At 63.5% G+C, this 24750-nt stretch carries 22 protein-coding genes; 17 read left to right on the top strand and 5 right to left on the bottom strand.

The annotated features are described in order from the left end of the window. Positions 1–9 precede the first annotated feature (9 nt). Complete coding sequence (locus tag BM275_RS19855; RefSeq protein WP_090523138.1) at positions 10–957, top strand: lysylphosphatidylglycerol synthase transmembrane domain-containing protein; 948 nt, start codon at positions 10–12, stop codon at positions 955–957. 100 nt (positions 958–1057) lie between these two features. After that, a complete protein-coding gene (locus BM275_RS19850) occupies positions 1058–1783 on the top strand; it encodes a VC0807 family protein (RefSeq protein WP_279626150.1) in 726 nt (241 codons plus the stop codon). A gap of 62 nt (positions 1784–1845) precedes the next feature. On the opposite strand, the gene BM275_RS22160 is transcribed toward BM275_RS19850, so the two are convergent. The 5 genes from BM275_RS22160 to BM275_RS19830 form a co-directional block, all read right to left on the bottom strand. Beyond that, entirely contained in the window at positions 1846–2037 is a 192-nt protein-coding gene (locus BM275_RS22160) for a small membrane protein YohP (RefSeq protein WP_139229592.1), read from the bottom strand. Positions 2038–2041: 4 nt separating this feature from the next. Continuing rightward, positions 2042–2941 carry an AEC family transporter gene (locus BM275_RS19845; RefSeq protein ID WP_090523134.1) on the bottom strand — a complete coding sequence of 300 codons (900 nt, stop codon included), beginning with the start codon at positions 2939–2941 and terminating at the stop codon, positions 2042–2044. 111 nt (positions 2942–3052) lie between these two features. Further along, positions 3053–3973, bottom strand: a complete 921-nt coding sequence (rfbD, locus tag BM275_RS19840) for a dTDP-4-dehydrorhamnose reductase (protein ID WP_090523131.1) — start codon at positions 3971–3973, stop codon at positions 3053–3055. A gap of 272 nt (positions 3974–4245) precedes the next feature. Beyond that, positions 4246–4953: a DNA/RNA nuclease SfsA gene (gene sfsA / locus BM275_RS19835; RefSeq protein WP_090523129.1), complete on the bottom strand. Its 708-nt coding sequence runs from the start codon at positions 4951–4953 to the stop codon at positions 4246–4248. Then, on the bottom strand, positions 4953–6125 hold the full coding sequence (locus BM275_RS19830) for a pyridoxal phosphate-dependent aminotransferase (RefSeq protein WP_090523127.1): 1173 nt from the start codon (positions 6123–6125) through the stop codon (positions 4953–4955). The genes sfsA and BM275_RS19830 overlap by 1 nt, the downstream gene beginning before the upstream one ends. A gap of 191 nt (positions 6126–6316) precedes the next feature. Here BM275_RS19830 and dksA point away from each other — a divergent pair, with 191 nt between their 5' ends. The 15 genes from dksA to BM275_RS19755 all read left to right on the top strand — a co-directional run bounded on the left by dksA (position 6317) and on the right by BM275_RS19755 (position 24740). Beyond that, positions 6317–6763, top strand: a complete 447-nt coding sequence (gene dksA / locus BM275_RS19825) for an RNA polymerase-binding protein DksA (RefSeq protein ID WP_003284903.1) — start codon at positions 6317–6319, stop codon at positions 6761–6763. Between the two features lie 90 nt (positions 6764–6853). After that, on the top strand, positions 6854–7759 hold the full coding sequence (gene gluQRS / locus BM275_RS19820) for a tRNA glutamyl-Q(34) synthetase GluQRS (RefSeq protein ID WP_090523125.1): 906 nt from the start codon (positions 6854–6856) through the stop codon (positions 7757–7759). 95 nt (positions 7760–7854) lie between these two features. Beyond that, positions 7855–8031: a hypothetical protein gene (locus BM275_RS19815; protein ID WP_003284901.1), complete on the top strand. Its 177-nt coding sequence runs from the start codon at positions 7855–7857 to the stop codon at positions 8029–8031. Continuing rightward, the gene (locus tag BM275_RS19810) at positions 8015–10969 is read left to right on the top strand and encodes a sensor histidine kinase (RefSeq protein ID WP_090523123.1); all 2955 of its coding nucleotides are present in this window, start codon (positions 8015–8017) and stop codon (positions 10967–10969) included. The genes BM275_RS19815 and BM275_RS19810 overlap by 17 nt, the downstream gene beginning before the upstream one ends. A 61-nt stretch (positions 10970–11030) precedes the next feature. Beyond that, positions 11031–12443, top strand: a complete 1413-nt coding sequence (locus BM275_RS19805; RefSeq protein ID WP_014819253.1) for a sigma-54-dependent transcriptional regulator — start codon at positions 11031–11033, stop codon at positions 12441–12443. 735 nt (positions 12444–13178) lie between these two features. After that, entirely contained in the window at positions 13179–14573 is a 1395-nt protein-coding gene (locus BM275_RS19800) for a polynucleotide adenylyltransferase PcnB (RefSeq protein ID WP_014819252.1), read from the top strand. Continuing rightward, positions 14574–15101 carry a 2-amino-4-hydroxy-6-hydroxymethyldihydropteridine diphosphokinase gene (gene folK / locus BM275_RS19795; RefSeq protein WP_046620306.1) on the top strand — a complete coding sequence of 176 codons (528 nt, stop codon included), beginning with the start codon at positions 14574–14576 and terminating at the stop codon, positions 15099–15101. A 127-nt stretch (positions 15102–15228) separates the two neighbouring features. Further along, positions 15229–16029, top strand: coding sequence for a 3-methyl-2-oxobutanoate hydroxymethyltransferase (panB, locus tag BM275_RS19790; protein WP_014819250.1), 801 nt, complete (start codon positions 15229–15231; stop codon positions 16027–16029). Next, positions 16026–16886 (top strand): pantoate--beta-alanine ligase, encoded by an 861-nt coding sequence (gene panC, locus BM275_RS19785; RefSeq protein ID WP_090523121.1) that lies wholly within the window; start codon positions 16026–16028, stop codon positions 16884–16886. Before panB ends, panC begins: the two co-directional genes overlap by 4 nt. A gap of 83 nt (positions 16887–16969) precedes the next feature. Next, the gene (panD, locus tag BM275_RS19780) at positions 16970–17350 is read left to right on the top strand and encodes an aspartate 1-decarboxylase (RefSeq protein WP_014597581.1); all 381 of its coding nucleotides are present in this window, start codon (positions 16970–16972) and stop codon (positions 17348–17350) included. Positions 17351–17711: 361 nt separating this feature from the next. Continuing rightward, entirely contained in the window at positions 17712–19376 is a 1665-nt protein-coding gene (gene pgi, locus BM275_RS19775; protein ID WP_014819248.1) for a glucose-6-phosphate isomerase, read from the top strand. 137 nt (positions 19377–19513) lie between these two features. Next, positions 19514–20389, top strand: a complete 876-nt coding sequence (locus BM275_RS19770; protein ID WP_044315666.1) for an oxygenase MpaB family protein — start codon at positions 19514–19516, stop codon at positions 20387–20389. A gap of 64 nt (positions 20390–20453) precedes the next feature. Further along, a complete protein-coding gene (locus tag BM275_RS19765; RefSeq protein ID WP_090523118.1) occupies positions 20454–21470 on the top strand; it encodes a class I SAM-dependent rRNA methyltransferase in 1017 nt (338 codons plus the stop codon). Positions 21471–21555: 85 nt separating this feature from the next. Then, positions 21556–24444, top strand: coding sequence for a DUF748 domain-containing protein (locus tag BM275_RS19760; RefSeq protein ID WP_031298079.1), 2889 nt, complete (start codon positions 21556–21558; stop codon positions 24442–24444). Next, on the top strand, positions 24444–24740 hold the full coding sequence (locus BM275_RS19755; protein ID WP_023446155.1) for a DUF2845 domain-containing protein: 297 nt from the start codon (positions 24444–24446) through the stop codon (positions 24738–24740). Before BM275_RS19760 ends, BM275_RS19755 begins: the two co-directional genes overlap by 1 nt. The last annotated feature ends 10 nt before the right edge of the window (positions 24741–24750 follow it).

Raw genomic sequence — 24750 nt, 5'->3', positions numbered from 1 at the left:
AGCCACGTGATGATGAAGCGGAGCGATGTCGCCTGGACCCTCATCGGAGTCCTGGCCGTGCTGCTGTCCGGCTACCTGCTGTACCACGAAGTGCGCAACATCTCACTCAGCGAGCTTACCGACAGCCTGCAGGCGATCGGCGCGCGGCGTTGGCTGCTGGCCGCGCTGTCGACCCTGGGCGCCTATGTCGCGCTGGCCTGGTACGACCGCATCGCGATGGCTCATCTGGGCAAGAAGATGTCCTGGTGGTTCATCGCACTCTGTTCCTTCACCACCTACGCGCTGGCGCACAACATCGGCGCATCGGTGTTTTCCGGCGCCCTGGTGCGCTATCGCGCCTACCGCAGCCGGGGCCTGACGCCCCAGGAAATCGGCATCCTGATCGTCTTCTGCTCGCTGACCTTCGCGCTGGGCACCCTGCTTGCCGGGGGTGCCGTGCTGATTCTGAAACCGCAGCTTCTTCATCGGGCTGTCGATAGCGACAGCTGGGTATCCATCGCCGTCGGTTCGACCCTGCTCATGCTGGTCGCGCTCTATGCGTTCGGCGCATGGCGTCAGTTGCCACCGTGGCGGCTGGGCAAATGGCACATCGAGTACCCGCGACTGCCGATCGTCGGCCGTCAGCTGCTGGCGGGCCCGCTTGAGCTGTTCTGCGCCGCGGCGATCATCTACTTCGCGCTGCCGCCGGAACACAGCCTGGGCTATCTGACCGTCCTTGGCGTATTCCTCGCCTCCTTCACCCTGGCATTGCTGTCCCACGCACCCGGCGGGCTCGGTGTGCTGGAGCTGACCTTCGTAGCCGCCCTTCCGGAAATTCCCACGGTGGACGTGCTGGCAGCACTCATCGTGTTCCGCGGTTTCTATCTGCTACTGCCCTTCGCTCTGGCCATGATCGTCGTACTGATATTCGAGTACGGCCAATGGCGCGCAAAACGCAGCGCAGAGCCCGAACATTGATGATGGGGAAACGATACCAATCGCCTTCCCGACGAAGATGGTATGGCGAATGACCGCAACACAGGCGATCATGCAGCCCTCTCCAGACCAACCCGATGTCATGACCGATACCGACCAGACCCACGCCGAACACAAACCGCGCCCGCTAATCGACCTGGCCGTCAGCATCCTGATTCCCTCGCTGATCCTGATGAAGCTCAGTGGTGAAGACCACCTCGGCGCAGACGGTGCACTGCTCCTTGCCCTGGCCTTTCCGCTGGGCTGGGGGCTGTGGGAGCTGGCCAAATACCGCAAGTTCAACTGGATAGCCCTGCTCGGCCTGATCAGTGTGCTGCTGACTGGCGGCATCGGGCTGCTTCAGCTCGATACCCAGTGGCTCGCCATCAAGGAAGCAGCGGTTCCCGGCATCATCGGCATCGCCGTGCTGGCCTCGACGCGCACCCGCTACCCGCTGATTCGCACCCTGCTGTACAACCCTAAAGTGCTCAACGTGGACAAGATCCACGAACAGCTCGAGCAAAACGGCCAGGTCGAACACTTCGAAACGCGGCTGCTGCGGGCGACCTACCTGCTCAGCGGCACCTTCTTCTTCTCGTCGTTCATGAATTACGTGCTGGCCAAATGGATCGTCAACAGCCCCGCCGGCAGCGAAGCCTTCAACGCCGAACTGGGCCGCATGACCCTGCTCAGCTACCCGATGATCGCCATTCCCAGCATGTTGATGATGATGGCGATCTTCTTCTACCTCTGGCGCACCATCCACGGGCTGACCGGCCTGCGACTCGAGGACATCATGGCAACCTCGGCGCAGGAACCGCGCAGCTAACAAATAGCCGCGCATGAAAAAAGCCGGCGGGCTTGCGCCGGCCGGCCTGTCGCCCCCGCTCGTCAGAACAGCAGCTTGAATATCCCGATCACCACGATCAGGCCGATGATGAAGATGATGCCTGCGGTCCCGCCGATGAATTTCAACATGCCGTGCTCTCCGGTTTTTTTCAGGTCTGTGATTTTTGTGACAGTCCTGTCCCGGAGCCGTTCGTCAAAACTGCAGCGGAGTCCTAGTCGCTGACCGCTGAGCATTCCACTAGCCAGCCGCAAGCAGCATCCATAGCGGCAGGCTGATGACTGCAGTCACGGTCGAGAGAAACACGGTCGAGCTGACCGCTCGCGTGTCCTCGGAATGCTTGACGAACGCCAGCACGTTAACGCCGCTCGGGCAGGCTGCAAGCAGCACCAGCACGTTGCGTGCATCCTGATTCAGCCCTGGCAGCAACCCGCTCAGCCACCAGACCAGTGCCGGAAACGCCGCCAGTTTGACCAGCGTCAGCAGCAGCGCCGTCCCGTTTGGCCGCAGGCGATAGCGCGACAGGCTGATGCCCAGCACCATCAGCGCACAGGGCAATGCCGCCTGCGCGAGCCATACAGCAACACGCCAGAGCGGCTCGGGCAGCTCGAGCCCGGATAGATTCAACAGGGCACCGAGCACCAGACCGATGATCAGCGGATTCGCCAGATTCCTCAGCAGCGCCGGAGCGCTGACCTTGTCGCCGTCACCCAGCGCCGCGTAGAAGCTCTGCAGCGAGAACAGAACGAGACTGTGAAACACCAGGATGGCGAACACATAGACCAGGCTTTCCGCGCCAAGCAGGGTGGTCACCAGCGGGATGCCGACCAGCACGTTGTTCGAGTAGGCGGCCGTAAGACCAAGCGGAGTGGCGCGCCCGGCACGGCGGTGAGCGACCAGATTGACCAGCAGGAACACCAGCAGCACCGGTACGAAATAGGCCAGCAGCAGCATTGGCGACATGCCATTACTCAGCTCGGCGCGGGCGATCCCGGTAAACAGCACTGCCGGCATGAACAGCTTGAAGGTGACACTGGCCAGCCCGGCCGCTCCTTCGTTGTTGAGCCATTGCCGCCAGCCGAACAGATAGCCGAGCGTGATCAGACCGAAGATCGGCAGGATTGCCAACACCACTACCATGCTGCGCCCCTTCTAGAGCCGAACGTCAGGCCACGCCTTAGCGCGGGGCGCAAGAATACACCGGAGGTCAGGGAAATCGCACGGCGCCGGGTAACTGCCGTGCACTTTCTGTCAGGCGCGGGAGGACCGCTCACGGCTGATCGCCGGGTGCTCCTGCTGGCGCAGGATCGCCAGCACATCGGCCAGGTCTTCCTGCCAGTGACGGGGCGCGAGGCCAAAGGTCGACTCGAAGCGGCTGCAGTCGAGCACCGACCAGGCCGGCCGCCGGGCGGGAGTCGGGTACTGCGCCGTGGCAATCGGCGACACCGTCGGCTGCCGCGAGATCAGCCCGGCGCCTTCGCCCTGACGGAAGATTTCCACGGCGAAGTCATACCACGAACAAGCCGGTACGCCGCTGTAGTGGTACACCCCCCAAGCGAGATCCGCGCCGGCTGCGTAGCGGCGTGCCAGTTCGAGCAACACCGAAGCGATGCTGCCAGCCTGGGTGGGGCAGCCTATCTGGTCGCTCACCACACCAAGCGCATCGCGCTGCCGGGCGAGCCGCAGCATGGTCTTGACGAAGTTGTGCCCGTGCACGCCATACACCCAGCTGGTGCGAAGGATCAGATGCGATTGCAGACGCCCACGGATCGCTTCCTCGCCCGCCAGTTTGCTCGCTCCGTAGACGCCGGTCGGACCGGTTTCGTCGCTCTCGGTATAGGGGCGATCGGCCTCACCGGAGAACACATAGTCGGTGGATATATGGAACAACGGAACGCCAGCGTGCTCGGCCGCCTCGGCGAGGTGGCGCGCGCCGTCGCGGTTCACCGCATAGGCCTGCTCACGATGAGATTCGGCATTGTCCACATGGGTGTAGGCGGCCGCATTGATGATCAGCCCGGGACGTTGACGCATCACTGCCGCAACCTGCTCGGGTTGCGCGATGTCCAACTGGGCCCGTGCAGGCGCCAGCACCTCCAGCCCGAAACTTGCTGCGCGTTCCACCAGTTCTCGACCCACTTGGCCGCCGGCACCGCAAACGAGGATTCGCATTCTTTGTAGCCTCATCGACGACGCCCGCGCCAGGCGCGAGCGTCCGAAATTAGTTTCATCCACGGTGCTACACGCGCATCAGAGATGTCGCGCTGGCGCCGCAGGAGCCATCGAAAACGGGCTGGAACGCGTCGTAACGCCGCGTGGAACAGCGGAGCAGAGCCTTCCCGTATGTGATGGATGTGGTTTCCAGCCTCGTTGAGGCCAGACGAAAGGCGCTTTGTTCCCGAGCCGGGCAGAAAAATTTTCCAACCGTCACGACCGTCCACCCATCAGAGCAATACCGGCAATCGGCCAGCAATACGCAACTCCTCGACGGAAAGATCGACGCCGTAAGCCAGTACTTCCACGCCTGCCGCCTGCGCTTCCCGCAGCGCAGCGGCATAGGCCGGATCGATCTCCTCGGCCGGCCGCACTGCTTCGATGCCGCTCAAATTGACGCAGTACAGCTGCACCGCACGCACACCGGCACGGGCCAGCGTCGCCAGCTCACGTAGGTGCCTGGCGCCGCGTGTCGTTACGGCGTCGGGAAAGGCCGCCACTGGCATTTCGGCAAAGCCGAGGGTGACACTCTTCACCTCGACGTAGGCGGCAGTCCCGGCGTAGTCGAGACGAAAATCCACTCGGCTGTTCTCCACGCCATAAGCCACCTCGCGCTTGAGCGTCGTGAAACCGGCCAATTCGGCGATCTGCCCATTCAGCAGCGCCTCCTCGACCAGCGGATTGGCCCGCGCCGTGTTCACGCATGCCAACCGCCCCTGCGGGGTTTCGACCAGCTCCCAGGTCCCCGGCAATTTGCGCCGTGGATCGCTGCTGCGCTGGAACCACACTCGCGCACCCTCGCCCATGCAATTGAGCATCGAGCCGGTGTTGGGGCAGTGGATGCACAGCGCTTCGCCCTCGTCGGTGATGATATCGGCAAGAAAACGCTTGTAGCGCCTGACCAGTCGCCCCTGCTCCAGCGGTTGCGCAAAACGCATCAGGATTGCCAGCTGCGCAAGCCGCGGGCAATGCGCTCGACAGCCTGTTCCAGGCGCGGCAGGTCCTGGGTGTAGGCGAAACGCACATGATGTCCGGCCTGGAAACGACCGAAATCCAGGCCTGGGGTGATCGCGACGAACTCCGTTTCCAGCATGTGCTGGCAGAACGCATAGGCATCGCCGCCAAAGGCGCTGATGTCGGCGTACAGATAGAACGCGCCCTGCGGCTCGACCGCGATACCGAAGCCAAGCTCCCGCAAGGCTGGCAAGAGGAAATCACGGCGGAGGGCGAACTCGCCGCGGCGTGCCTCAAGAATCTCCAGCGTCGCCGGCTGGAAACACGCCAGGGCCGCGTGCTGAGCCATGCTCGGCGCGCTGATGTAGAGATTCTGCGCGAGCTTTTCCAGCTCCGGAACCGCAGCCGGCGGGGCCACCAGCCAGCCCAGGCGCCAGCCGGTCATGCCGAAATATTTGGAGAAGCTGTTGAGCACGAAGGCGTCGTCGTCGACTTCCAGCACGCTTGCCGCGTCCACGCCATAGGTCAGCCCGTGGTAGATCTCATCGACCACCAAATGGCCGCCACGCGCTTTCAGCGCTGCCGAAAGCCCAGCCAGCTCCTGGCGATCCAGCAGCGTCCCGGTCGGATTGGCCGGCGACGCGACCAGCGCACCGACGCTGTCGCGATCCCAGTAGCGCTCGACCAGTTCCGCAGTCAGCTGATAACGAACCTCCGGGCCGACCGGCACCAGTTGCGCGGCACCTTCGACCAGGCGCAGAAAATGCCGGTTGCAGGGGTAACCCGGATCGGCGAGCAGCCAATGCTTGCCGGGGTCCACCAGCAGGCTGGCAGCCAGCAGCAACGCGCCGGAGCCGCCGGGTGTAATCAGGATGCGTTCGGGGTCAATGGATAATCCGTAGCGCTGCGCATAGAAACCGGCAATGGCTTGACGCAGCTGCGGCAGGCCGCGCGCCGGGGTATAGCGCGTGTGCCCGGCGGCCAGCGCGGCCTGCCCTGCCGCCACGATGGGCGCCGCGGTGGTGAAGTCCGGCTCGCCGATTTCTAAATGAATGACGTCGTGGCCTTGAACTTGCAGCTGGTTGGCCCGCTCCAAAAGCGCCATGACGTGGAAAGGTTCGATTGCGCGGCTGCGCGCACTGTATGACGAGGTCATCTGACCTTCCTGTTGAGAACGAAACGTGAATTCTACCCAAGGTCCCGATACCGCTGCAGTTACTGTTGGATTCGGGAGTAGCGCGCCCCGATCCGATCTGGTAAGTTCGCCCGCTTGCAGCCGCAGGGCCGGCACGGGCCGGCAAGGGACAAATCATCCTGCGCAATGGACATAGCGAGAGGCGTTCATCCATGCCCATTACCAAAGAAACACCGTCGAGCAAGCAACTGATTCGCGCCTTCGAGCCCTATAAGGAAAGCAAGGGCGAGGAATACATGAGCGACAAGATGCGCGCCCATTTCACCGGCATCCTGAACAAGTGGAAACAGGAGCTGATGGAAGAGGTCGATCGCACCGTGCACCACATGCAGGACGAGGCTGCCAACTTCCCTGATCCGGCCGACCGTGCCAGCCAGGAAGAAGAGTTCAGCCTGGAACTGCGCGCCCGCGACCGCGAGCGCAAGCTGATCAAGAAGATCGACGAGACGCTGCAGCTGATCGAAGACAACGAGTACGGCTGGTGCGATTCCTGCGGCGTCGAGATCGGCATCCGCCGACTGGAAGCCCGCCCTACCGCTACGCTCTGCATCGACTGCAAGACGCTGGCGGAGATCAAGGAAAAGCAGATCGGTTCCTGATCCCGAACGGGGCGCTTCGGCGCCCCGCTTCATTTCCAGGCTCTGCAGCGTTTCATCCGCCCCGCCATCCCAGATAGCGCCGGCCCCAACATGCCCTTTCCTGCCCCGTCCCAAGCCCATCGCTACGTCGGCCGTTTTGCCCCGACACCCAGCGGCTATCTGCATTTCGGCTCACTGGTGGCCGCCCTCGCTTCCTATCTTGACGCCCGCGCGGTCGGCGGCCGCTGGCTGCTGCGCATGGAAGACATCGACCCGCCACGGGAGATGCCCGGCGCCCAGCGAGCCATCGTCGAAACGCTGTCGAGCTACGGATTCGAATGGGACGGCGAAATGTTGCGCCAGAGCGAGCGTCAGGTCGCCTACGGCGCCGCCATCGAGCGCCTGCTGGATGCAGGCTTGGCGTATGCCTGCACCTGCTCGCGCAAGCAGCTCGAAGACTATCCGGGCCCCTACCCGGGTTTCTGCCGCAACGCCGGCCACGGTCTCGACGCCGCCGCCATACGCCTGCAGGTGCCTGATCGCGAGTACGGCTTCACCGACCGCGTGCAGGGCGAATTCCGCCAGCATCTGGGTCGCGAGGTCGGCGACTTCGTGATTCGCCGTCGCGACGGCTTGATCGCCTATCAGCTGGCGGTGGTGCTGGATGACGCGTGGCAGGGAGTAACCGACGTCGTACGCGGTGCCGATCTGCTCGACTCCACGCCGCGCCAGCTGTACCTGCAGGAAGTGCTCGGTCTACCCCAGCCGCGCTATCTGCACCTGCCGCTGATCATCCAGCCGGATGGACACAAGCTGGGCAAGAGTTACCGCTCGCCACCCTTGCAGCCTCACGAGGCCAGTTCGCTGCTGCTGCGTGCTTTGCGCGCACTGGGCCAGCAACCGCCCACAGAGCTGAACGACGCACTGCCAGCCGACATCCTCGCCTGGGCGGTGCCGCACTGGGACGCTCAGCGCATCCCTCGCACACGGACACTGGCCGAATCGCAGCTGCGCTAGGCGGATTGCCACGCTGCGCCAGCTTTTGCCTGCCGCAGGTGGCTTGCCGCCCGCCGCTGCTCTACCATCGCCCCACTTCCGACACGAGACCCGGCATGTATATCTACCGACTGGTGCTGCTCCTGGTGGTGGGGATCTATCTGTTCTCCCCCGCCATCATGGACTGGTGGATCGACCCCAACGGGGCCTGGTATCGGCCCTACGTGCTGTGGCTGATCCTCATCGTGGTGACCTTCATCCTCCAGAGCCAGCGTGATGCAGACGAGCTTTAGCCTGAGCCACCTGATCCTGATCAGCGTTGCCTACCTGATCATGCTGTTCGGCGTCGCCTGGGTCAGCGAGCGCGGATTGATTCCTCGCTGGGTAATCCGCCACCCGCTGACCTACACATTGTCGCTGGGCGTCTACGCCAGCGCCTGGGCCTTCTACGGCACGGTAGGTCTGGCCTACCAGTACGGTTACGGCTTTCTCGCTACCTATCTCGGGGTCTGCGGTGCTTTCCTGCTGGCGCCGGTGCTGCTCTATCCGATACTGCGGATCACCCGCACCTACCAACTCTCGTCACTGGCCGATCTGGTCGCCTTCCGCTTTCGCAGCACCTGGAGCGGGGCGCTGACCACGCTGGTCATGCTGATCGGCATGCTGCCGTTGCTCGCCCTGCAGATCCAGGCGGTGGCCGACGCCATCGGCATTCTCACTCTGGAGCCGCTGCAGGAGCGCGTGGCGCTGGGCTATTGCCTGATGATCATGCTGTTCACCATCCTCTTCGGCGCCCGCCACATCGCCACGCGGGAGAAGCACGAAGGCCTGGTGTTTGCCATCGCCTTCGAATCCATCGTCAAGCTGGTGACCTTCGGTGCCATCGGCCTCTACGCCCTGTATGTGGTATTCGGCGGCCCGCATCAGCTGGAGATCTGGCTGCTACAGAACCAGTCGGCGCTGCAGGCATTGCACACGCCCTTGCAGGAAGGGCCCTGGCGCACACTGCTGCTGGTGTTCTTTGCCTCGGCCATCGTGATGCCGCACATGTATCACATGACCTTCACCGAGAACCTTGATCCTCGCGGCCTGGTGAGCGCCAGCTGGGGCCTGCCGCTCTATCTGCTGCTGATGAGCCTGGCCGTGCCGCTGATCCTCTGGGCCGGACTCAAGCTGGGGGTCAGCACCAACCCCGAGTACTTCACCTTGGGCCTGGGCATCGCCGCACAGAGCGAAACCCTGGCGCTGCTGGCCTTCGTCGGCGGTCTCTCGGCATCCAGCGGGCTGATCATCGTCAGCACCCTGGCGCTATCGGGCATGGCGCTCAACCACTTGGTGCTGCCGCTGTATCAGCCATCCAGCGAAGGCAACATCTACCGCTGGCTGAAGTGGACGCGCCGCAGCCTGATCTTCGCCATCATCATGGCCGGTTACGGCTTCTACCTGCTGCTCGGTGCCGAGCAGGACCTGTCCAACCTCGGCATCGTCGCCTTCGTCGCCACCCTGCAGTTCCTGCCGGGCGTGCTGTCCGTGCTCTACTGGCCGACCGCCAATCGCCGCGGCTACATCGCGGGCCTGCTGGCCGGCATCGGCGTCTGGGTAGTGACCATGCTGCTACCGCTGGTGGGCAACCTGGACGGCTTCTACATTCCGCTGTTCAACGTCGTCTATGTACTGGACGACACCAGCTGGCACCTGGCGGCAATCGCGTCACTGGCGGTCAACGTCCTGGCGTTCTCGCTGTTCTCGATCTTCAGTGAAACCAGCCCCGAGGAGCAGAGCGCTGCCGAGGCCTGCGCCGTAGAGAACGTCCGCCGCCCGCAACGGCGCGAACTGATCGCCGCCTCACCACAGGAGTTCGCCACTCAGCTGGCCAAGCCACTGGGCGCCAAGACCGCGCAACGGGAGGTGGAACAGGCCCTGCGCGATCTGCAGCTACCGTTCGACGAGCATCGCCCCTACGCGCTGCGCCGCCTGCGCGATCGTATCGAAGCCAATCTGTCCGGCCTGATGGGCCCCAGCGTAGCCCAGGATATCGTCGAGAATTTCCTGGCCTACAAGAACGGTGCCGATGGCTACATCACCGAGGACATCCACTTCATCGAAAGCCGGCTGGAGGAGTATCACTCGCGCCTGACCGGCCTGGCCGCAGAATTGGACGCCCTGCGCCGCTATCACCGGCAAACACTGCAGGAGCTGCCCATGGGCGTCTGCTCGCTGGCCAAGGATCAGGAAATCCTCATGTGGAACCGTGCGCTCGAGGAACTCACCGAGATCCCCGCGCTGCAAGTCGTCGGCTCGCGCCTGACGACCATCGCCGAACCCTGGCGCAGCCTGCTGAGCGACTTCATCGAGCAGGCCGATGAACACCTGCACAAGCAGCGGCTGGCGCACAACGGCCATCGCCGCTGCCTCAACCTGCACAAGGCAGCCATTGCCGAGCCACTGGCACCGGGCAACAGCGGCCTCGTGCTGCTGGTCGAGGACCTGACCGAAACACAGCAGCTCGAAGACCGCCTGGTTCACTCCGAACGCCTGGCGAGCATTGGCCGCCTGGCCGCCGGCGTGGCGCACGAGATCGGCAACCCGATCACCGGCATCGCCTGCCTGGCGCAGAACCTGCGGGACGAACGCGAAGGCGATGGAGAGATCGTCGAGATCAGCGGCCAGATCATCGAGCAGACCAAACGCGTATCGCGCATCGTGCAATCGCTGATGAGCTTCGCCCACGCCGGCGAGCGTCAGCAGCAGCTGTATCCGGTGAGCCTGGCGCAGGTGACGCAGGACGCCATCGGCCTGCTCTCGCTCAACCGCAACCGCACCGAAGTGCAGTTCATCAACATCTGCGATCCGACGCACTTCGCCGAGGGCGATCCGCAGCGGCTCGCCCAGGTGCTGATCAACCTGCTATCCAACGCCCGCGACGCGTCGCCGCAAGGCGGCTTGATCCGCATCAGCAGCGAAGTTGCCGAACAGACGGTGTACCTGACGGTGGAAGACGAAGGCAGCGGCATTCCGAAGGACATCCAGGACCGGCTGTTCGAGCCATTCTTCACCACCAAGGACCCTGGCGAAGGCACCGGCCTGGGCCTCGCGCTGGTCTATTCGATCATTGAAGAGCATTATGGCCAGATCGATATCGACAGCCCGGCCGACCCGGAAACACAGCGCGGCACACGTTTTCGCATCACCCTGCCGCGGCATGTCGAAGCGTCCCATGCCGTAAGTTGAAGAGGCGACTGCCGTACCGGCCCTTTGCCGGTTATGCCTCCAGACCGTCGAGAGAGTACTGATGTCACACATTCTGATCGTCGAAGACGAAACCATCATCCGCTCCGCCCTGCGACGCCTCCTCGAGCGTAACCAGTACGAGGTCAGCGAAGCCGGCTCGGTGCAGGAAGCACAGGAGCGCTACAGCATCCCGGGTTTCGACCTCATCGTCAGCGACCTGAGACTTCCCGGCGCCCCCGGCACCGAGCTGATCAAGCTCGCCGAAGGTACCCCGGTGCTGATCATGACCAGCTACGCCAGCCTGCGCTCGGCCGTGGACTCGATGAAGATGGGCGCAGTCGACTACATCGCCAAACCGTTCGACCATGACGAGATGCTGCAGACCGTGGCACGCATCCTCACCGACCATCAGCACAACGCAGCGACACAAGCGCAGCCCTCCCGTGGCGCAAGCGCCGCCTCAGCGACAACCGACCGAGAAGACATCGGCATCATCGGCCACTGCGCGCCCATGCAGGACCTGTTCGGCAAGATCCGCAAGGTCGCCCCGACCGACTCCAACGTGCTGATCCAGGGCGAATCGGGCACCGGCAAGGAACTGGTCGCTCGCGCGCTGCATAACCTCTCGCGCCGCGCCAAGGCCCCGATGATTTCCGTCAACTGCGCGGCCATCCCGGAAACGCTGATCGAATCCGAACTGTTCGGACACGAGAAAGGCGCCTTCACCGGCGCCAGCGCTGGCCGCGCTGGGCTGGTCGAAGCCGCTGACGGTGGCACGCTGTTCCTCGACGAGATCGGCGAACTGCCGCTTGAGGCACAGGCACGTCTGCTCCGGGTCCTGCAGGAAGGCGAGATCCGCCGGGTTGGTTCGGTGCAGTCACAAAAGGTCGACGTACGCCTGATCGCTGCCACGCACCGCGACCTGAAAACCCTGGCCAAGACCGGCCAGTTCCGTGAAGACCTCTATTACCGCCTGCACGTCATCGCGCTCAAGCTGCCGCCGCTGCGTGAGCGAGGTGGTGACGTGCTGGAGATCGCCAAAGCCTTCCTGGCACGCCAGGGTGAGCGCATGAGCAGCGACGAGCTGCATTTTTCCCGCGATGCCGAGCAGGCGATCCGTCACTACTCGTGGCCGGGCAACGTTCGCGAGCTGGAAAACGCGATCGAGCGCGCAGCCATTCTCAGCGAAAGCCCGGAGATCGATGCCGAGCTGCTGGGCATCGATATCGAGCTGGACGAACTGGACGACGATTTCGACGAGCCCCTTGGCACCATTCGCGGCATTGCCACGGGCAACGAGCCGACCGAGGATCTGTCGCTGGAGGACTACTTCCAGCACTTCGTGCTCGAGCATCAGGATCACATGACCGAGACCGAGCTGGCTCGCAAGCTGGGCATCAGCCGCAAATGTCTGTGGGAACGCCGCCAGCGCCTGGGCATTCCGCGGCGCAAGTCGAGTAGCGCGGCCGGGTAATCTGTTACCGCCCGCCATGACTCGTAACAAAAACCGGGAGCAACGGTAACGCTGCCCCGGTTTTTTATTGCCCCCCTCAGTCTAGATAATTACCAAGCCGTTGATAAATAAGGATTTTCTAAAGCTGGCACGGCAACTGCTTACGTACAGGCACAACAACAATAACGAGCAGACCCCACAATAAGAACAAGACGTAACGGCTCCAGCAAAATAACGACAAGAAGGCGGAGGCGCAGCTAACTGATTCTTTTGGAGAGGACTTGCCACGGGGTTCGCCCCACGACCAGGCCGAGAACAACAAAAAACTGCATCAGCAGGGCCCGCACTGGTTGGATCGAAGATCAAGGCAAAGTCAGCGACCAAAGAAATCCGTTTGCTATTAGCTCCCAGTGTGGAGTGCTCCTAACGGCTACGGCCCGATGGAACAGGCGAACAACAAAAACAGCAACGCCTGAGCGACTAATAACAATAAAGCACGCAACAGTATTCAAAGGGGAGCTTCGGCTCCCCTTTGTGCTATCCGGGGCTTACCCATTCCCTTCACAGCAGTCTTACTGCTCGACAATCGCGTGGCCTCCGCCCTGCGCCAAGCACTGTCTGCGTGACGCGGCGCACGATGCTTTTTGACACCTCCCTGCGCATCGTTCAACATCCAGCACTCTCGGTGCTAGAATCCGCGCAGGTTTCGCGGCCATTCGCGACACCGGCCCGTCTTCCGCCACACAGTTGCCCCCCATGCTGAAAAAGCTGTTCCAGTCTTTTCGTCTTCCTCTGCGCCGCATCCCGCATCCCCGCCGCACACCTGAAATTCTGTCCAGCCGGCAGCATTCCCTGCATCGCAACGAGATCAGTCGTTACGCGGTGAGCGTGGTCGAACGACTGCAGCAGGCGGGTTACGAGGCATATGTGGTCGGCGGCTGCGTGCGCGACCTGCTGCTGCAGCTGAATCCCAAGGATTACGACGTTGCGACCAGCGCGACCCCCGAACAGGTCCGTGCCGAATTCCGCAACGCCCGCGTGATCGGACGCCGTTTCAAGCTGGTGCATGTGCATTTCGGTCGCGAGATCATCGAGGTCGCCACCTTCCGCGCCAACCATCCGGAAGAGGATGACGACGACGCCAGCCATCTCGCTTCGCGCAACGAGAGCGGCCGCATCCTGCGTGACAACATCTATGGCACCCTCGAAGACGACGCCCAGCGCCGCGACTTCACCATCAATGCGCTGTATTACGATCCGACTACCGAGCGCATCCTCGACCACACCCGTGGCGTACACGACATCCGCAATCGCCTGATCCGTCTGATCGGCGACCCCGAGCAGCGCTACCAGGAAGACCCGGTGCGCATGCTGCGTGCCGTGCGTTTCGCCGCCAAGCTCGACTTCGAGATCGAACGGCACAGCGCCGAACCCATCGTCGACCTCGCCGACCTGCTCGACGGCATTCCCTCGGCACGCCTGTTCGACGAAGTGCTCAAGCTATTCCTCGGCGGCAAGGCCGAGCGCACCTTCGAGCTGCTGCTCGAGTACGATCTCTTCGCCCCGCTGTTCCCGGCGAGCGCCGCAGCACTCGAGCGCAACCCCGAGTATGCCGGAACGCTGATCCGCAACGCCCTGGCCAACACCGACCTGCGCATTCAGCAGGGCAAACCGGTGACGCCGGCATTCCTCTTTGCCGCACTACTCTGGCCCGCCCTGCCCGCCCGCGTACTGGAACTGCAGGACCGTGGCATGCCGCCGATCCCGGCGATGCAGGAAGCGGCGCACGACATTATCTGGGAGCAGTGCCAGCGCACCGCGATTCCGAAACGCTTCACCATCCCCATGCGCGAGATCTGGGACATGCAGGAGCGCCTGCCGCGCCGCCAGGGGCGCCGCGCCGATCAGTTGCTGGAAAATCCGCGCTTCCGCGCTGGCTACGATTTCCTTCTGCTACGCGAAAGCGCCGGAGAGAAAACCAACGGCCTCGGCGACTGGTGGACCGAATATCAGGAAGCCAGCGACAGCGAACGTCGCAACATGATTCGCGGCCTCAGCAACAAGGAAGAAGCCGGCGGAGCGAAGAAGCGTCGTCGCGGGGGGCGCCGCCGCCGTGGTCCGGGCGACAACGCCGCCAACCCGGCCGAGTAAATGGAACGCGTCTACATCGGCCTGGGCAGCAACCTGGCCGATCCGCAAAAGCAACTGCGCGGCGCCCTGCAAGCGCTGGCTGACTTGCCACAGAGCAGTCTCGCAGCAGTATCGTCACTCTATGCAAGCGACCCACTCGGACCAGCCGACCAACCACGTTACGTCAACGCCGTAGCCGCTCTGGACACCAGTCTCGCGCCGCTCGATCTGCTCGACGCCCTGCAACGCATCGAGCAGGCCCAGGGTCGCGAGCGCAAGGCGGAGCGCTGGGGCCCGCGTACGTTGGATCTGGACATCCTGCTGTTCGGCGATCGCCTGATCGCCGAACCCCGTCTGCAGGTTCCGCATTATCACCTGCAAGCCCGCGCATTCGTGCTCTACCCGCTCGCTGAAGTCGCTCCGGCGGAGTTGCTGCTGGCCGATGGTCGCCGACTCGTCGACCTGCTCGCTGCCTGCCCCTTCAGCGGTCTCGAGCGGCTTGGCGATGACGGTGTCACCGCCGCGGTAACGAACGTAACGCGCGGGTAACACTCGCGATTGACTTACTCTGTCGCCGCCGGGACTATAAGCGCCCTCTGCCATCCGCGGCCCCATGCACCCAACCGGTGCGCCGCGCGGCAACCCTGACCTCCGAGGCTCGAAGAGGACGGCATTCATGCCAGACGTAACCCTGACCACGCTGCAAGGGCTCAAGCAGAAGGGCGAAAAGATCGTCATGCTCACCTGCTATGACGCCACCTTCGCCAAGACCGCCTGCGATGCGGGCGTCGAGATGCTTCTGATCGGCGATTCACTCGGCATGGTCCTGCAAGGTCACGACAGCACCCTGCCGGTCACCGTTGCCGACATGGCCTATCACACCGCCAGCGTCAAACGCGGTAATCGTGGCGCGATGATCGTCGCCGACCTGCCGTTCATGGCCAACGCCACCACCGAGCAGACCCTGAACAATTCGGCCGTGCTGATGCAGGCTGGCGCACACATGATCAAGCTGGAGGGCACCGCCTGGCTGGCCGAGTCGATCCGCCTGCTGGCCGAGCGTGGCATTCCAGTCTGCGCACACATGGGCCTGACGCCACAGGCGGTCAACATCTTCGGCGGTTACAAGGTACAAGGCCGCGAGGAAGCCCAGGCACTTCAGATGCTGGAGGACGCCAAGGCGCTGGAAGCCGCCGGTGCAGCCATGCTGCTGCTCGAGTGCGTACCCAGCGAACTGGCTGCGCGCATCACCCGGGCGGTGCAGATTCCGGTGATCGGCATCGGCGCCGGCAGCGACACCGACGGCCAGGTGCTGGTGTTGCACGATATGCTCGGGCTCTCGCTCGGTGGCCGCGTACCGAAGTTCGTCAAGAACTTCATGCGCGAGCACGGTGACATCCCATCCGCCATCGCCGGCTACGTGAAAGCCGTCAAGGCCACCGAATTCCCCGCAGTCGAACACGGTTTCTCCGCATGAACATCGTCAAGACCATCGCCGACCTGCGTGCCGCAGTGTCCCGCGCCCGTGGGGAAGGCAAGCGCATCGGCTTCGTGCCGACCATGGGCAACCTGCACGCCGGCCACATCGCGCTGGTGAAGAAGGCCGGGCAGCGCGCCGACTTCGTGGTCGCCAGCATCTTCGTCAATCCACTGCAGTTCGGCCCCAACGAAGACCTGGACAACTACCCGCGCACCCTCGCTGCGGATCAGGACAAGCTGTTCGAAGCCGGCTGCCACCTGCTCTTTGCGCCGAGCGTCGAAGAGATTTATCCGCACGGCCAGGCCCAGCAGACCATCGTTCGCGTGCCCGGCGTTTCCGAAGGTCTCTGCGGTGGCAGCCGCCCCGGGCATTTCGACGGTGTATCCACCGTGGTCAGCAAGCTGTTCAACATGGTGCTGCCGGACCTCGCCCTATTCGGTCAGAAAGACTTCCAGCAGCTGGCGGTGATCCGCACCATGGTCCGCGATCTGAACATGCCAGTGCAGATCCTCTCCGAGCCGATCGTTCGCGCCGCCGACGGCCTGGCGCTGTCTTCACGCAACGGCTATCTGAGTGCAGACGAGCGCGCCACGGCTCCATCGCTGTACCGCACCCTGAGCCAGCTGGACGTAGCGATCCGGGGCGGTCGCCGCGACTACCCGGCGCTGATCGCCGAAGGCCTGAGCGCTTTGCAGGCTGCCGGCCTGCGTCCGGACTATCTGGAGATTCGCAACGCAATCGACCTGCAACCGGTCAGCGAGCGCTCCACCGAGCTGGTCATCCTCGCCGCCGCCTACCTGGGCAAGACGCGGCTGATCGACAACCTGCTGGTGGACATCCACACATCGGCCTGATCCCAGCCATTTGCCCGCAGCCTTGATCACGTTCGAGGCTTAAGGCACACTCTGCGCCGCTTGCGCACCCGGAGGACCCCGCCATGCACGCCATCATGCTCAAGGCCAAACTGCACCGCGCCCAGGTAACTCACTCGGTGCTCGATTATGAAGGTTCCTGCGCCATCGACGGCGAATGGCTGGACCTGGCCGGCATCCGTGAATACGAACAGATCCAGATCTACAACGTCGACAATGGCGAGCGCTTCACCACGTACGCCATCCGCGGCGAGGAAGGTTCGAAGATCATCTCGGTCAACGGTGCCGCTGCTCACAAGGCCGGTGTCGGTCACCGCCTGATCATCTGCGCCTACGCCCACTACAGCGAGGCCGAGCTGGCCAATTTCAAACCGCATGTGCTTTACATGGGTGCCGACGGCGAGCTGAGCCATACCAGCAACGCAATCCCGGTACAGGTCGCCTGAGCCACCGTTCAGGTGTCGTCGAATAGAAGCCCGAAGTGTTCTGCACTTCGGGCTTCTTCGTTTGAACATGGCTGAATGGTCGATAGGTGCGAGAGTGAAAGCACGGGCTCGAGCAGAATAGAAGGCAATGGCCCGGAACGGAGTGGGGGTTTCCCCTGTCTGAGCTGACTCTGATGGCATAGGATGTGCCTTCACCGGCTCGGTGAAAGCCGGGTTCGGCCAGCATCCGCAGCATTCAGGAGGAGTGCCGGCGCGCCCGCACGGTCATACACATTACTGAATCCCGTCGCGACCAACGCGCGCCTGCGCGTGCAACTGCAGGGGTTCAGCGGCCTGTCAAAGCAAAGGAAGCCGCATCACCATGAGCTACTACCAGCATCCGCTCGATGTCACCGGCCTGCCGTCCTGGAAGGCCCTGGAAGAACACCGCCTGGCCATGCAGAACTTCAGCATGCGCGAAGCATTCAAGGCCGACCCGACGCGCTTCGATGATCTGTCGGTTTCCTGCAGCGGCCTGTTTCTCGACTACTCGAAGAACCTCATCACGCCCGAGACTCGCACCCTGCTGGTGAACCTGGCCCGCGAGGCCGGCGTCGAGCAGGCAGCCCATGCGATGTTCGAAGGCGAGCGCATCAACGCCTCGGAAAACCGTCCAGTGCTGCACACCGCCCTGCGCCGCCCGATGGGCGAATCGGTGATGGTCGACGGCAAGAACATCATGCGTGACGTGCACACCGCGCTGGCGCAGATGACCGACATCGTCACCCGCATCCACAACAACCTGTGGCGCGGCTTCAGCGACAAGACCATCACCGACGTGGTGAACATCGGCATCGGCGGCTCGTTCCTCGGCCCGCAGCTGGTATCCGAGGCGCTGTTGCCGTTCACCCAGCACGGCGTACGCACGCACTACCTGGCGAACATCGACGGCAGCGAATTCCGCGAAGTGACCGCCAAGCTGAATGTCGAAACCACGCTGTTCATCATCTCCAGCAAGACGTTCGGCACCCTCGAGACGCTGAAAAACGCCCAGGCCGCACGCACCTGGTATCTGGGCAAGGGCGGCACCGAAGAGAAGCTCTACCGCCACTTCATCGCCGTCACCAGCAACAAGCAGGCGGCGGTCGAATTCGGTATCCGCGAAAAGAACATCTTTCCGATGTGGGACTGGGTCGGTGGTCGCTATTCACTGTGGTCGGCGATCGGCTTGCCCATCGCCCTGGCGATCGGCATGTCCAACTTCAAGGATCTGCTGTCCGGCGCCTACAGCATGGACCAGCATTTCCTCAGCGAGCCGTTCGAAAGCAACATGCCGGTGCTGCTGGCGATGCTAGGCGTCTGGTACCACAACTTCTGGGGTGCACAGAGCTACGCGTTCCTGCCCTACGACCACTACCTGCGCAACTTCGTCAAACACCTGCAGCAGATGGACATGGAGTCCAACGGCAAGAGCGTGCGCCAGGACGGCACACCGGTGTCCTGCACCACCGGCCCGGTGATCTGGGGCGGTGTCGGCTGTAACGGCCAACACGCCTACCACCAGCTGCTGCACCAGGGCACACCGCTGATCCCGGCCGACTTCATCGTGCCCGTGGTCAGCCACAACCCTGTCGCCGATCACCACGAGTGGCTCTACGCCAACTGCCTGTCGCAGAGCCAGGCCTTGATGCGCGGCAAGACGCGCGAAGAAGCCGAGGCCGAACTGCGCGCCAAGGGCCTCAGCGAGGCCGAGGTGCAGCGTCTCGCCCCGCACAAGGTGATCCCCGGCAACCGCCCGAGCAACACCGTGGTGATGGAAACCATCAGCCCCGGCCGCCTCGGCGCACTGATCGCGCTGTACGAGCACAAGGTCTTCGTCCAAGGCGTGATCTGGGGGATCAACTCCTTCGACCAGTGGGGCGTGGAGCTCGGCAAGGATCTGGGCAAGGCCGTCTACAACCAGATGACCCGCTTCGATGCTGCGCCCGCAGAGGATGCCTCCACCCAGGGCCTGATCGACTTCTTCCGCGGCCGCCACCGCGGCTGATATCGCCCCTCGACCGGACAACAGTGCGGCGCTGCTGTCCGGTCTCTCCTCCTTCCCCCGTTACCACCGCCAATTGGCGAGCCCTCTGCGTCTGTTCAGGTAACATCGCCGCTTGCCAAGCCAACAGCGCTGTCGCCATGGAATTCATTCGCCGTCATATCGAAACCCGCGTGCTCAGCCTTACCGGGCTGGCGATCGGCGGTGTCGATTACGAAAATCCTCCGGGCGATCCCGGCCTGTTCGGGCCTGAGTCCGTGTGCTGGCGCGTGCATGGCGACTTCACCTCGATGATGGTTGGCGGAATCTCCGCACTTCTATTGCAGGCGCTGCACCCGTTGGCGCTGTCCGGTGTGTGGGATCACTCTAATTTTCGCGAGGACCTGCTCGGCCGCCTGCGGCGCACCGGGCAGTTCATCTCTGCCACTACCTTCGGTAGCCACGCCGATGCCGACCGACTGATCGAGCGGGTCAAGCGGATTCATGCAGGCGTATCCGGTACGGCGCCGGATGGTCGTCCCTACGCCGCGTCGGATCCCGACCTGCTGACCTGGGTGCACGTCGCCGAGGTCAGCAGCTTTCTCAAGTCACACTTGCGCTACCTCAATCCGGATCTACCCCCTGCCGAGCAGGATCGCTATTACGCCGAAGTGGCGCTGATCGCCGAGCGCCTCGGCGCCGGTGACGTGCCGCGTTCGCGCGCGCAGATCGAGGCTTATCTCGAGCGCACCAGCCCCCAACTCCGGAGCGACGAGCGTGCGCTGGAAATCCTGCAGATACTGCGTACCGCCCCGGCGCCCAGCCCCCTGCTCAGGCCCTTCGGAACGCTGATGCTGCACGCTGGTGTCGAGCTCTTACCCGAATGGGCTCAGGAAATGCTTGGCCTGACACTGAGCGAAAGCCGACGCCAGCTGATCCGCACCGGGGTTCGCAGCACCGCGCCGGTAGTGCGCTGGGCCGTACGCAGCGGCTCCGTACACCGCGCGCGTCGACGCATGGGCCTGCCGCCACGCTAGCGCCAGGCAACCAGCGCAGCGATTCTTGATAGACTGCGCGCCCTTCTATTTCGAGTCGCCGCGCATGTCATCCCTCGTCCAGGCGCTGCGCGCCGCCTTCGATAGCCGCCGCCCACTGCTCGACGAATTGCAGCAGCAAGGCACCGATTGCTACCGGCTGTTCCATGGCAGCCAGGAAGGCGCGGCCGGCTTGACGGTCGATCGCTACGGCCCGCAGCTGATGGTGCAAAGCTTCCATCAAGCGCTCGACGCGCAAGCGCTGCAGAGCATCCATGACGAATCCACCGACTTTCTCGGGCAACCGCTCCAGCTCATCTACAACGATCGCTCGCAGAGCAACTCACGGATCGACCGCAGCAACCAGGCGCATCAACCTGAGGACGTGGCGCTGGAAGATCAGGTCGCCCATGAGTGGGGCCTGCGCTATCGCGTGCGAGGCCGCCACAGCGGGCAGGACCCACTGCTGTTCCTCGACCTGCGCAACGCCCGCGGCTGGGTCAAGCAACACAGCGCCGGCAAGTCGGTGCTCAATCTGTTTTCCTACACCTGCGGCGTCGGCCTGTGCGCCGCCGCAGGCGGAGCGGCGGAAGTCTGGAATGTCGATTTCGCCGAGCGCAACCTGGCAGTGGGCCGGGAAAACGGCGAGCTGAACCCTTCCCTGCCGCCAATGCAGTTCGTACATTCCGACTACTTCCCGGCGATCCGCCAACTGGCCGGTCTGCCGGTCAGCGCCCGTCGCGGACGAGCCTTGCCGGACTACCCGCGCCTGGTACAACGTCAGTTCGATCTGGTACTGCTCGATCCGCCCGCCTGGGCACGCAGCGCCTTCGGCACGGTGGACCTGCTGCGCGACTATCAGAGCCTGCTCAAACCGGCGTTACTGGCAACCGCTGAAGATGGGGTGCTGATCTGCTGCAACAACCTGGCGAAGGTATCGATGGATGAGTGGCGGCCCCTGGTGCTGCGCTGCGCCGAGAAGGCCGGCAGGCCGGTACGCGAATGGCAGGCGCTGGCACCGGCTGCCGACTTCCCCTCGCGCGATGGGTTGCCCCCACTGAAGACCCTGATTCTGCGGCTTTGAGCGCATTGCCCGTATCGCTCGATTCGGGGAACCGTGTACGCGTGCCATATTCCAAGGCAACCATTCGCCAGGAATACTTCCGGTCATGCCCAATGGAATGAAGCGTGCGTTCACCGGGGTGGCGCTCGTGCTGATCTGCTACAGCCTGCTTGGCTTTCTGATCCTGCCGGGTATCGCCCAGCGCATCGCCAATCAGCAGCTTGCGGCCTACGCAACCGTGCCGGCCAGCCTGCAACGTATCGAATTCAACCCGTTCAGCCTCGAGCTCTCGCTGTTCGGCCTGCGCATCGGCGAGCAGGACGATCGTCAGCTGGCCTTCGAGCGGCTCTTTCTCGACCTGCAGTGGGACAGCCTCTGGCAACGCACGCTGCACCTGGCCAATGTCGAGCTGATCGAGCCGGACGTCGAGGTGCGCTTCGCCGAAGATGGCACGCTCAATCTCAGCCAGCTGTTCGAGGTGCCTGAATCAGAGCCGACGACCAGCGAGGGCGGTGACATCTTCCCGCTGCGCATGGATCGTCTGCAACTGGCAGGCGGCCGCCTCGCCTTCCTGGACCAGCGCCCGAGCGAGCCGATTGCCCTGGTCTACGATTCACTGGATTTCGAACTGCACGACCTCGCCACCCGCAGCGACGGCAGCGCCGATGCCCGTCTAACCGCCAGCGGGCCGAGCGGTGGGCGCATCGACTGGCAGGGCGATATCGGCCTGCAACCACTGACATCCAGCGGTCAGTTGCAGATCAGCGATCTCCAGCTCAAGGACCTGTGGCCCTATGTACGCGATGCCGTGCCGCTGACACTCAAGGATGGCAGTCTCGAGTTCAGCACGAACTATCGCCTGGACCTCAGCGATAACCTCGCGCTGCGACTGGAGAATGCCAAGGCCGCACTCGGCCCACTGGCCCTCGACAGCACCGATGGGCACAAGTTGATCCGCATGGAGCGACTCGAGCTGAGCGAAACGTCGCTGGACCTGGCCAGGCAGCAGATCAGCATTGGCAAACTGCGCAGCCGCAATCTGGAAACCTGGGCGGCCCGGGAAGCGGACGGAGAACTCGACTGGCAGAAACTGTTCGCCTCGACCAGCGACAAGACAGATGCCGACGCGCCGACCACGGACGACACAGCAAAGGGAGCCAACGCACCCTGGCAGGTGTTGTTACGCGACGCTCAGTTGCGCGACTACCGGGTCCATCTCGTCGATCGCGTCCCGGACGATGAAGTCGCGCTGGAGCTGGGCCCGCTAGATCTGAACATCCGCGAGTTCGACAGCCTCGGCACCAGCCCCTTCTCCCTGGAACTGGAAACCGGAGTCGGTAAGCAAGGCGCCATCCAGGCCAACGGGCAACTTCAGATGAGCCCCGTGAGCGGCAAGCTGGCGGTGACGACGCGAGATATCGACCTGCGCATCGCTCAGGCCTATCTCAGCCCACTGGTCCATCTGGAAGTGCGCAGCGGCCTGCTGGCCAGCGAACTCGAGGTCGAGCTGAAGTCCACCGAGCCGCTCGCCTTCAGCGTTCGGGGCAGCGTAGACGCCACTCAGCTGCATACGCTGGACACGATCAACAATCGCGATTTCGTCAAATGGCAGCGCCTGCAACTCAGCGGCCTCGACTACCAGCACCCGAGCAGCCTGGCAATCGAGCGCGTCGACCTCAGCCAGCCTTATGCGCGCTTCATCATCAACCCGGACCTGAGCACCAACATCAACGACCTGCTGGTCGAGCGCAGTGAGGCTGGGGATGACAACGCACAGGCACAAGACTCCTCCGAGCCGCTGGCTATCCATATCGGCGGCATTGCCATTGCCGACGGCTCGGCGAACTTTGCCGACTTCAGCCTGCGACCGCCCTTCGTCACCGCCATCCAGTCGCTCAACGGAGATATCGGCACCCTGGACAACCGCGAGCAGAAAGCCGCCTCGGTAAATGTCGCCGGCAAGGTGGATCAGTATGCGCCGGTCAGCATCAAGGGCAGCCTGACGCCTTTCGATCCACTGCAGAGCCTCGACATCGCCACGAGCTTCCGCCAGGTCGAGTTGACCACGCTGACGCCCTACTCCGGCAAATTCGCCGGCTACCGGATTCGCAAGGGCCGCCTCAATCTGGATCTGCATTACCGGATTGAGCAGGGTCGTCTTAACGCAGAAAACAAGGTCGTTCTGGAGCAGCTGCAACTTGGCGAGAAGGTCGACAGTCCTGATGCCGTGGATCTGCCTGTTCGGCTGGCGGTCGCCCTGCTCAAGGACAGCAAGGGCACCATCTCCATCGAATTGCCGGTGCAGGGCAACCTGAACGACCCGCAGTTCAGCGTCATGCCGATCGTCTGGCAGACGCTGCGCAATCTGGTGGTTCGCGCAGCCCAGGCGCCGTTCAAGTTCATAGCCGGACTGGCCGGCGGAAGCGACGCCGACCTCAGCCATGTCGGCTTCGAACCGGCCAGCAGCGAGCTGGATAGCGAAGCGCGCAAACGTCTGGGCACGCTGGCCTCGGCCCTGAAGCAACGTCCGGCTCTACGCCTGGAGGTGGAAGGCATGAGCGCCGCTGCCGTCGATGGCGCGCTGCTGGCCGAGCAACGCCTACAGCAGGAGTTCCGCGAAACCCAGTATCGAATCCTGCAGCGTCGTGGCGACAAGGTGCCCGCGGACGCCAGTCAGATCCAGGTCGAAGCGGAAGACGAGGCCGCGTTGCTGGAAGGCATCTACCGCAGTCGCCTCAAGCAGCAGCCGCCAGCCGAGTGGCGCGAACTCGACGACGAAGAGCGCGCCGCACAGATGCGCAAGGCCGTGCTCGATTCCTGGAGGGACAGTGCAGCGTTGCTGCGCCGCCTCAGCCGCGAACGTGCGGCCGCGATAAAGGGCTATCTGGTAGACGTGGGCCTGGACTCGGAGCGGGTGTACCTGCTGGACACTGGCACAACCGAACAGGGAAGCGACGGTAAGGTCGCGACGGCGATGCACCTGGGGAGTGAATGATGATCTCGCGTAAATACGTTGTTGCTTGTGTACTGCTGGCCGCGTTTTCCGGGGCTCACGCCGATACCCTGCGTTGCGGGAGCCAGCTCGTCACCACGGGTAACCGCGCCTTCGAAGTGGAAAGCAAGTGCGGCGTGCCGCAGCACCGTGATCTTGTCGGCTACACGCTCAGCCGTAACGACCGCCAGGAGTTCGCGCTGGAGGAATGGGTTTACGGTCCGCGTAATGGCATGCTCAGCATCCTGACCTTCGAAGGCAACCGCCTGGTTCGCATCGAAACCCGCAGAGCTAACTGATCCCCTGGAG

Source organism: Stutzerimonas kunmingensis (genome assembly GCF_900114065.1).
GTDB classification, from domain to species: Bacteria; Pseudomonadota; Gammaproteobacteria; order Pseudomonadales; family Pseudomonadaceae; genus Stutzerimonas; species Stutzerimonas kunmingensis.
Note: the sequence above shows the minus strand (reverse complement) of the source record. Positions and strands in the feature narration are given on the sequence as shown.

Coding starts and splice junctions, on each gene's coding strand:
- BM275_RS19855 (WP_090523138.1), top strand. CDS start 10: ATGATGAAGCGGAGCGATGTCGCCTGGACCCTCATCGGAGTCCTGGCC.
- BM275_RS19850 (WP_279626150.1), top strand. CDS start 1,058: ATGACCGATACCGACCAGACCCACGCCGAACACAAACCGCGCCCGCTA.
- BM275_RS22160 (WP_139229592.1), bottom strand. CDS start 2,037: ATGCTCAGCGGTCAGCGACTAGGACTCCGCTGCAGTTTTGACGAACGG.
- BM275_RS19845 (WP_090523134.1), bottom strand. CDS start 2,941: ATGGTAGTGGTGTTGGCAATCCTGCCGATCTTCGGTCTGATCACGCTC.
- rfbD (WP_090523131.1), bottom strand. CDS start 3,973: ATGCGAATCCTCGTTTGCGGTGCCGGCGGCCAAGTGGGTCGAGAACTG.
- sfsA (WP_090523129.1), bottom strand. CDS start 4,953: ATGCGTTTTGCGCAACCGCTGGAGCAGGGGCGACTGGTCAGGCGCTAC.
- BM275_RS19830 (WP_090523127.1), bottom strand. CDS start 6,125: ATGACCTCGTCATACAGTGCGCGCAGCCGCGCAATCGAACCTTTCCAC.
- dksA (WP_003284903.1), top strand. CDS start 6,317: ATGCCCATTACCAAAGAAACACCGTCGAGCAAGCAACTGATTCGCGCC.
- gluQRS (WP_090523125.1), top strand. CDS start 6,854: ATGCCCTTTCCTGCCCCGTCCCAAGCCCATCGCTACGTCGGCCGTTTT.
- BM275_RS19815 (WP_003284901.1), top strand. CDS start 7,855: ATGTATATCTACCGACTGGTGCTGCTCCTGGTGGTGGGGATCTATCTG.
- BM275_RS19810 (WP_090523123.1), top strand. CDS start 8,015: ATGCAGACGAGCTTTAGCCTGAGCCACCTGATCCTGATCAGCGTTGCC.
- BM275_RS19805 (WP_014819253.1), top strand. CDS start 11,031: ATGTCACACATTCTGATCGTCGAAGACGAAACCATCATCCGCTCCGCC.
- BM275_RS19800 (WP_014819252.1), top strand. CDS start 13,179: ATGCTGAAAAAGCTGTTCCAGTCTTTTCGTCTTCCTCTGCGCCGCATC.
- folK (WP_046620306.1), top strand. CDS start 14,574: ATGGAACGCGTCTACATCGGCCTGGGCAGCAACCTGGCCGATCCGCAA.
- panB (WP_014819250.1), top strand. CDS start 15,229: ATGCCAGACGTAACCCTGACCACGCTGCAAGGGCTCAAGCAGAAGGGC.
- panC (WP_090523121.1), top strand. CDS start 16,026: ATGAACATCGTCAAGACCATCGCCGACCTGCGTGCCGCAGTGTCCCGC.
- panD (WP_014597581.1), top strand. CDS start 16,970: ATGCACGCCATCATGCTCAAGGCCAAACTGCACCGCGCCCAGGTAACT.
- pgi (WP_014819248.1), top strand. CDS start 17,712: ATGAGCTACTACCAGCATCCGCTCGATGTCACCGGCCTGCCGTCCTGG.
- BM275_RS19770 (WP_044315666.1), top strand. CDS start 19,514: ATGGAATTCATTCGCCGTCATATCGAAACCCGCGTGCTCAGCCTTACC.
- BM275_RS19765 (WP_090523118.1), top strand. CDS start 20,454: ATGTCATCCCTCGTCCAGGCGCTGCGCGCCGCCTTCGATAGCCGCCGC.
- BM275_RS19760 (WP_031298079.1), top strand. CDS start 21,556: ATGCCCAATGGAATGAAGCGTGCGTTCACCGGGGTGGCGCTCGTGCTG.
- BM275_RS19755 (WP_023446155.1), top strand. CDS start 24,444: ATGATCTCGCGTAAATACGTTGTTGCTTGTGTACTGCTGGCCGCGTTT.